The 8,181-nt window shown below is 63.2% G+C and carries 6 protein-coding genes and 1 pseudogene; 3 read left to right on the plus strand and 4 right to left on the minus strand.

Annotated elements, in window-relative coordinates:
- Together CWO91_RS40505 and CWO91_RS40510 are read right to left on the minus strand one after the other, a co-directional pair.
- A partial coding sequence (locus tag CWO91_RS40505; protein WP_130220919.1) for an FMN-binding glutamate synthase family protein occupies positions 1-1,292 on the minus strand: 1,292 nt, incomplete at its 3' end.
- A gap of 507 nt (positions 1,293-1,799) precedes the next feature.
- Positions 1,800-2,573 carry a ferredoxin--NADP reductase gene (locus CWO91_RS40510; protein WP_130220920.1) on the minus strand — a complete coding sequence of 258 codons (774 nt, stop codon included), beginning with the start codon at positions 2,571-2,573 and terminating at the stop codon, positions 1,800-1,802.
- A 357-nt stretch (positions 2,574-2,930) separates the two neighbouring features.
- Here CWO91_RS40510 and CWO91_RS40515 point away from each other — a divergent pair, with 357 nt between their 5' ends.
- A complete protein-coding gene (locus CWO91_RS40515) occupies positions 2,931-3,731 on the plus strand; it encodes an ATP-grasp domain-containing protein (protein ID WP_130220921.1) in 801 nt (266 codons plus the stop codon).
- Between the two features lie 193 nt (positions 3,732-3,924).
- On the opposite strand, the pseudogene CWO91_RS40520 reads toward CWO91_RS40515, so the two are convergent.
- Positions 3,925-4,865: pseudogene (locus CWO91_RS40520) on the minus strand (amino acid ABC transporter substrate-binding protein).
- A gap of 9 nt (positions 4,866-4,874) precedes the next feature.
- Positions 4,875-6,173 carry a dicarboxylate/amino acid:cation symporter gene (locus CWO91_RS40525; protein ID WP_130220922.1) on the minus strand — a complete coding sequence of 433 codons (1,299 nt, stop codon included), beginning with the start codon at positions 6,171-6,173 and terminating at the stop codon, positions 4,875-4,877.
- 211 nt (positions 6,174-6,384) lie between these two features.
- Here CWO91_RS40525 and CWO91_RS40530 point away from each other — a divergent pair, with 211 nt between their 5' ends.
- Positions 6,385-7,386, plus strand: a complete 1,002-nt coding sequence (locus CWO91_RS40530) for an NADP-dependent oxidoreductase (RefSeq protein ID WP_130220923.1) — start codon at positions 6,385-6,387, stop codon at positions 7,384-7,386.
- 233 nt (positions 7,387-7,619) lie between these two features.
- On the plus strand, positions 7,620-8,181 hold a 562-nt coding region (locus tag CWO91_RS40535; protein ID WP_130220924.1), incomplete at its 3' end, for a cysteine rich repeat-containing protein.

Genomic DNA, 8,181 nt, shown 5'->3' on the forward strand with positions numbered 1-8,181 from the left:
CTCAGCGACTGGATGCAGCCGAGCGAGAACATGAAGCCGCGCGCCGAATTGCACCAGTCGGCGCCGATCGCCATGGCTCGCGCCATGTCGAAGGCGGTGGCGATCTTGCCGGACGCGCCGATCTTGATGCGGTCGCGCGCATTGATGCCAACCAGCGCGTTGTGGACGAAATTGACGCCCTCGCGCATCGGCATGCCCAGATGATCCATGAATTCCAGCGGCGCAGCGCCGGTGCCGCCCTCATTGCCGTCGACGACGATGAAGTCGGGATAGATGCCGGTCTCCCTCATCGCCTTGCAGATCGCCAGGAATTCCCAGGGATGGCCGATGCACAGCTTGAAGCCGGCCGGCTTGCCGCCGGACAGGCGGCGCATCTCGGCGATGAACTGCATCATGCCAATCGGTGTGGAGAAGGCGCGGTGCGAGGCCGGCGAGATGCAATCCTCTCCCATCGCGACACCGCGGATCTTGGAAATCTCTTCCGAGACTTTTGCGGCCGGCAGCACACCGCCATGGCCCGGCTTGGCACCCTGGCTGATCTTGAGCTCGACCATCTTGATCTGGTCTTCGCCGGCGACGCGCGCGAATGCCTCGGGGTCGAAGGAGCCGTCGAGGTGGCGGCAGCCGAAATAGCCGGAGCCGATCTCCCAGATGATGTCGCCGCCCATCTCGCGGTGATAAGGGCTGACGCCGCCCTCGCCGGTGTCATGCGCGAAGCCGCCCTTCTTCGCGCCGGCATTGAGCGCACGCACCGCGTTCGGGCTGAGCGCGCCGAAGCTCATCGCCGAGATGTTGAACACCGAGGCCGAATAGGGTTTTGCGCAATCCGGCCCGCCGATGGCGACACGGAATTTTTCCCTGGCATGCGCCTTCGGCGAGACCGAGTGATGCATCCACTCGTAGCCCTCGCGATAGACGTCCTCCTGGGTTCCGAACGGCCGCTTGTCGAGCTCCATCTTGGCGCGCTGATAGACCACCGCGCGGGTGTCGCGCGAGAACGGCATGCCGTCCTTCTCGCTCTCGAAGAAGTATTGCCGCATCTCGGGGCGGATTTCTTCCAGGAGGAAGCGGATATGCGCCGAGATCGGATAGTTGCGCAGCACCGCGTGGCTCTTCTGCAGGAGATCGCGGACGCCGAGCAGGGTCAGCGCGGCGAAGATCAGGATCGGGACCAGCAGGATGTCGAAGATCTTGCGGTCGGCGATACCGATGGCGATCAGGAGCGCGGTGACGACCGCGCAGATCGTCAGCACGATGAAGCGCGGCGAGAACGGAAGCAGCAGGGTTTCCATGACCCCCTCTTCCGCCAGTGGCAGGCGTTTCGGAGCTTCTTGCGTTTTGTTGTCCTCGGCCACGATCACGTCCTCTCGCCAGCATGAGCGCTACGATACGCCTGTGCCTGTCATACGGATATGACGCGGCCCTTGTTTCAGGCTAGCGAATTCGGCTGAGACAAATCAATCAGCCCGATGGGCGGGCTTTTGCAGTGCAGCAGAGGGGTGGGGATTTGGGCAGCGGGTCGCAGCGCCTGTAACGGGCTGCGAGTGGGGCGCCACACTGACAAGTCAGCCGTCATCCCGGACAAGCGTAAGCGCAGACCCGGGATCCATAACCACAGGATCTAATGGCTGAAGGGAAGCTGTCACTCCGAGTCCTCGCATAACCACGGCCTGTGGCTATCGCGACGAGCGCAAGCGCTCGCTCGGGGGTCCCGGATCGGCGCGCGCTTTTGGCGCGCTTGTCCGGGACGACGAGTGAGTGTGAGGCGAAGCCGTCCCGCGCCAGCGGGACAGCGGCAATCAGCGCTCGACGAACGCCTTCTCGATCACGAAATGGCCGGGCTTGTTGCCGGAGCCCTCGACGAAGTCGCGGCCTTCGAACATCAGCTTCAGCTCTTCGAGCATCGCCGGGCTGCCGCACATCATGACGCGGTCGGTTGCGATGTCGAGCGGCGACTGCCCGATATCGTTGAAGATCTGCTCGGAGTTGATGAGGTCGGTGATGCGGCCGCGGTTGCGGAAGGGCTCGCGGGTCACGGTCGGATAGTAGACCAGCTTGTCCGCGAGCAGCTCGCCGAACACCTCATCCTCACGCAAACTCGCGACGAGCTTCTCGCCATAGGCGAGCTCGGAGACCTGGCGGCAGCCATGCACAAGCACGATCGACTCGAACTGGTCGTAGACATCGGGGTCCTTGATCAGGCTCGCGAACGGCGCAAGGCCGGTTCCGGTCGAGAGCAGCATCAGCCGCTTGCCGGGAAGGAGATTGTCGGTGATCAGCGTGCCGGTCGCCTTGCGGCCGACCAGGATGGTGTCGCCTTCCTTGATCTTCTGGAGGCGCGAGGTCAGCGGACCATCCTGAACCTTGATCGAGAAGAACTCGAGTTGTTCCTCATGATTGGCGCTCGCCATGCTGTAGGCGCGCAGCAGCGGGCGGCCGTCGACCTCGAGGCCGATCATGGCGAACTGGCCGTTCTGGAAGCGGAAGCCGGTATCGCGCGTGGCGCGGAAGCTGAACAGCGTGTCGGTCCAGTGGTGGACGGAAAGAACCTTCTCTCGGTAAAACGCGCTCATGATTTTCGATATTCCGAATAAAGCGTTGCCCGGCCTCTGACAGCGGGGCGGGCACCATTTGCCATGGCGGAGGATTTCGCGTGTGTGATCTACGCCATTGAGACCAATAATCAACCTCGTTTCGGAAGCAATTGATGCCGATCAAACCGGCATTTGGGCGGAATTGGACGCATCATTAATGAATTTGCTGCCTAGCGCGCGCGGCGGGCAATTTCTTTTCCCTTGGGGGCTCGACGGCAGCACTTAATTTCCATCGCGCTAACGAGAATTTCATTAAGAATAGCTCTGAATTTCACCCCGGTTTGGCGCCGTTTCCCGCATTTTTGCGGCTTTTGGTGACAGGAACGACTGAATCACATGGCAAGCAGCGAGCGGATCTTCGTCCAGGCGATCAGGCGCTATTGCGCGGACCATGGCGTCACGGTCGATGTCCGCGCCAGTGGCTGGCTGATCGCGATGCGCCGGGGCGACGAGCGCCGCTTCGCCTTCGGCTACGACATCGGCCTCAACAGCGCCATCGCCCATCGCCTCGCCAACGACAAATCGGCCACTGCCGAGGCGCTGACGCTCGAGGGCGTGCCCTGCGTTCCCCATCACCTCTTCCTCAACCCGAAGCTGGGCAGGAATGTTGTTGGCCCCACCTGGCGAGAGGCAATGCTCGAGCTGCTTCACGACCATCCACAAGGCGTGGTGGTGAAGCCGAACGAGGGGACATCGGGGCGCTCGGTGTTCAAGGTGACGACGGAGGCGGAACTCGACCACGCGGTTAGTGAGGTTTTTTCGATGAGAGCCGGGCTCGTGATCTCGCCCTATGTCGCGATCGAGGACGAGGTCCGTGTGGTGCTGCTCGATGATGTACCCCTCGTCGTCTACAGCAAGCAGCGTGGCACAGATTGGCGACACAACCTAGACGCCGGCGCAAAGCCGGTGTTGCTGGAGGACGGCGAGGTTCGAACGGCTTGCGTGAAGCTCGCGATCGATGCCGCGCGCGCCATCGGCATCGCCTTTGCGTCAATTGATTTGGTGCGAGTCGATGGCACCTGGCGCGTGCTCGAGATCAATTCCGGCGTGATGATGGAAGCGCTGGGCAAGCTGCATCCGGAGCTGGTGCAGGCGACGTATGACGCGGCGCTGGACCGGGTGTTTGGCCAGAACTAGCAGCCGCGAGCTCGGCCCACCCTCCTGGAGGGGGAGGGTCGGCTCGCAGCGCGCCAGCGATGCGAGACGGGGTGGGGTGACGGTCTCTCCACCTTACACACCGCCCGAGTGGAGAGATCACCCCACCCCGCTCGCGCTTTGCGCGATCGACCCTCCCCCTCCAGGCCCTCCAGGGGAGGGTAAGAGAGAATCGCTAATTATTCGCGCTCGGCGAATCGTCCATGGCCTTGAAGGCTTCCTCCAGCTGCAGCGAGATCGGTACGTTCAGCCGTTCGCCGGTGGGGAGCCTCGCCGTGAACCATTTGTTGTAGAGCGGGACGAGGTCGCGGTTGGAGCCGAGCTTGCGGAAGGCGCGTTCGACCACGGCGGCGAGTTGCGGCTCGCCCTTCTTGAACATGATGCCGTAGGGGTCGTAGGACAGATAGTCACCGACCACGCGAAAATATTCCTGCGCTTTGTGGCGCACGATCAGGCCGTAGAGCAGGATGTCGTCGGTCGCGAACGCATCTGCCTTGCCGTCGGCCACCATCCGGAACGACTGCTCGTGATCCGGCGCGGTCACGATGTTAAGGCCGAGCGAGAGCTTCTTGTCGACGGCGTGCATCGCCTGCTCGTTGGTCGTGCCCTTGGTCACCACGACGGTCCTGCCCTTCAAATCCGCAACACCGGAAACAGCCGCTCCCTTCGGCACCATCAGCTTGGTGCCGGCGACGAACATCAGTGGCGAGAATGCGACGCGCTTGCCACGCTCGGCATTGGCCGTGGTCGAGCCGCATTCGAGATCAATCTTGTTCTGGAGTACGGCGTCGATGCGGTCGTCCGAGGTGACCTTGACGTAGTCGATTCTGAGATTGGGATCGTCGACCTCGACGCCGATCTCCTCGACGATGGCCTCGCAGAGCTCGAGGCTGTAGCCGATCGGGCGCCCGCCTGGTCGAGGAAGGAGAACGGCGGCGAGCTCTCGCGATAGCCGAGCCGCACGGTGTGCGCCTTCTTGATGGCCGACAGCGTCGGGCTGAGCCCTTCGCTGCCGGTCTGGGCGGACGCCGAGCTCACGAACAACGAGGTCGCCAGCAAATATGCCGCGAGCCACAGGCAGAATGAGGTCACTGACCTCGCCAGTGTCTGGCCCATGGTTCGCTCCTACCCATGGCCGGCCATCGCGGGCACTTCGCCTGGGACCATGTCCTCAGGCACGAGGTCGCCCGGTTCAAGCGCATGCTCGGGCCCGAGCTCGCCTTCCCATTTCGCAACCACTGAGGTCGCAAGCGTGTTGCCGATCACGTTGGTGGCGCTGCGGCCCATGTCGAGGAAGGTGTCGATTCCCATGATCATCAAGAGGCCCGCCTCGGGGATGTTGAACTGCGCCAGCGTCGAGGCGATCACGACGAGGGAGGCGCGCGGCACGCCGGCGACGCCCTTGGAGGTGATCATCAGCGTCGCCAGCATCGCGAGCTGGGTGCCGAGCGGCATGTCGATGTGGTAGCTCTGCGCGATGAAGATGCTGGCGAAGGTGCAGTACATCATCGTGCCGTCGAGGTTGAAGGAATAGCCGAGCGGCAGCACGAAGCTCGAGATCCGCGACGAGGCGCCGAAGCGGTTGAGCCCCTCCAAGGTCTTCGGATAGGCCGCCTCCGAACTCGCGGTCGAGAACGCGATCATCAGCGGCTCGCGGATCAGCTTCAGCAGATGGCTGTAGCGCGGCCCGATCACGATGAAGCCGACGATGACCAGGATGGTCCACAGGATCGCCAGCGAGAGATAGAAGCCGCCCATAAAGACAACGAGCTTCCAGAGCACCAGGAGGCCGTTCTTGGCGACTGTCGCGGTGATCGCGGCCCACACCGCGAGCGGCGCGAACAGCATCACGTAGCTCGTCACCTTCAGCATGATGTGGCCGATGTCGTCGATCAGCGCCAGGATCGGCTTGGAGCGCTCGGGCATCGCGCCCATCGCGACCGAGAAGAACACGGCGAAGATCACGATCTGGAGGATCTCGTTCTGCGCCATCGCGTCCGCAATCGAGGTCGGGATCAGATGGGTCAAGAATTTCTCGATCGAGAAGGCCGAGACCGGCAGGCCGGTCGATTGACCCGCCGCGGGCAGCGTGCCAGGGAAGTTGGCGCCGGGCTGCAGCAGATTGACCATGATCAGGCCGAGCAGCAGCGATACGAAGGAGGCGCTGACGAACCAGCCCATGGTCTTGGCGAAGATGCGGCCGAGCTTGGAGCCCGAGCCCATATGGGCGATGCCGCCGACCAGGGTCGCGAACACCAGCGGCGCGATGATCATCTTGATCAGGCGCAGGAACATCATGGCGATCAGGTTGATGGACGAGGCCCAGTCGGCGCGCGTGTCGGGCAGGAAATTGTAGATCGCCGAACCCATGATGATGCCGAGCACCATCGCGGCCAGAATGTATTGCGTGAACCTGTTGGACATCGCTTACCCCCACGTACACCGGCGCTTCATGATGTCGCAGATATCACAGCGACGCAACACGCTTTGCGTGTGGTCGCGTTGGCCGGATGTTCCCATTGTGAAATGGAGCGCGGCGATCTAGCTTTCATGCAGCGCACAACAAATGCGGCTTGCACGTTTTCTTGGCTGCAGCTGCATCAATAATTGCCAAACAATCGAAGAGGGGAACGCCATGAGCGGCAACATCAATCGTCAAATTCTCCTGGTGGAAAAGCCGAGCGGCAAGCTCGGGCCCGAGCATTTCAAGATGGTGGAGAGCGCACTGCCGGAGCCGAAGGACGGCGAGGCTCTGCTGCGCGTGCGCTACATCTCGCTCGACGCCGCCAACCGTGCCTGGATGCACGGGGCGACCTATCGCTCCGCCGTCGAGGCCAACAGCGTGATGGCCGGCGGCGCCATCGCCGAGGTCGTCAGCTCGAAGGCGCCGGCGCTCGCACCCGGAGACATCGTGTTCGGCGACACCGGCTGGCAGGAATTTGCCGCGGTGCCTGCGAAGCATCTCACCAAGATGCCGAAGCTCGAACCGATGACGCATCTGCTCAGCGTGTTCGGCATCGCCGGCCTCACCGCCTATTTCGGCCTGCTGGAGATCGGCAAGCCCAGAGAGGGCGAGACGGTCGTTGTCTCCGCGGCCGCAGGCTCGGTCGGCTCGATCGTCGGGCAGATCGCCAAGATCAGGGGATGCCGCGTGATCGGCATCGCCGGCGGCGCTGATAAGTGCAACTGGCTGACCTCGGAGCTCGGCTTCGATGCGGCCGTCGACTACAAGGACGGCGCGGTGTTCAAGGCGTTGCGGGCAGCCGCGCCAAAAGGCATCGACGTCTATTTCGACAATGTCGGCGGCGACATTCTGGAAGCCTGCCTGCCCCAGATGAACAATTACGGCCGCATCGCCTGCTGCGGCGCGATCTCGCAATATGACGGCGCGCCTGCCGCCCACGGCCCGCGCGGCGTGCCCGGCCTGATCGTGGTGAAGCGGCTCGTCATGCAGGGCTTCATCGTGATGGACTACATGAAGGACAGCCAGCGCGCGCTCGCAGACCTCCAAGCCTGGGTCAAATCCGGCAAGCTGAAGGTGCAGGAGGACATCATCGATGGCCTCGAGAACACGCCGAAGGCGCTGATCGGATTGCTCGCGGGCGAGAACCGCGGCAAGCGCATGGTCAGGCTCTGACGACGTGTCGTTTGAGCATGATCTTTTCGGAAAACCGCTGCACACTTTGCGCTAGCGCCGCCCGTCGGATCCGGATCATGCTCTGGTTGCGGCGCAATTGCGCCGGCATAATTGACTTGCGGCAGAGGTCAAAGCGGCGAATGATGCCGCGCGCGAGGCATTACTCGCGACGATTGCGATTGCATCACATTTTAAGAAGCGTCGGCGTGACCGACGGGGCAGGAAATACTCGGATGTTCAACACGTTGAAACATGCATCAACGCGCAAGGCGTTGCTGGCGGCAGCGTTCTTCGCAATTGCAACAAGCGCATTCGCGCAAACGCCGACCGAGGCGCAGAAGAGCGCCATCCGCTCGGCATGCCGCTCGGACTTCATGGCGCATTGCTCGAGCGTGACGCCCGGCGGGGTGGAAGCGTATCAATGTCTGGCGAAGAACATGTCGAGCCTGTCATCGGGATGCCAGACCGCTGTTCGCGCGGTCGAGCCTGCTTCGGCTCCGAAGACCGAAGCTGCGCCTGCTGCGCCGAAGACCGAGGCTGCACCCAAGGCGGCAGCGGCGCCTGCCACGCCGAAGGCTGACTCCGCTCCCGCTGCAAAGCCGGCCGCCACGCCGGCGCCGAAGGCCGCTGCCGCAACGCAGCCAAGCAGCGCGCAGGTTGCGGCGGTCAAGAGCGCCTGCCGCGCCGATTATCCCAAGGTGTGCGCCAGCGTGCCGCCGGGCGGCGCCGCCGCGCTCGAATGCCTGGAGAAGAACAAGGCCAAGGTCTCGCCGGCCTGCGAGAAGGCCGTGAGCG

The organism is Bradyrhizobium genosp. SA-3, assembly GCF_004212635.1.
Taxonomy (GTDB): domain Bacteria; phylum Pseudomonadota; class Alphaproteobacteria; order Rhizobiales; family Xanthobacteraceae; genus Bradyrhizobium.

What these genes read in the sequence shown, in the direction of transcription:
- CWO91_RS40510 (WP_130220920.1), bottom strand. Translation starts at nt 2,573, where the DNA reads ATGAGCGCGTTTTACCGAGAGAAGGTTCTTTCCGTCCACCACTGGACC.
- CWO91_RS40515 (WP_130220921.1), top strand. Translation starts at nt 2,931, where the DNA reads ATGGCAAGCAGCGAGCGGATCTTCGTCCAGGCGATCAGGCGCTATTGC.
- CWO91_RS40525 (WP_130220922.1), bottom strand. Translation starts at nt 6,173, where the DNA reads ATGTCCAACAGGTTCACGCAATACATTCTGGCCGCGATGGTGCTCGGC.
- CWO91_RS40530 (WP_130220923.1), top strand. Translation starts at nt 6,385, where the DNA reads ATGAGCGGCAACATCAATCGTCAAATTCTCCTGGTGGAAAAGCCGAGC.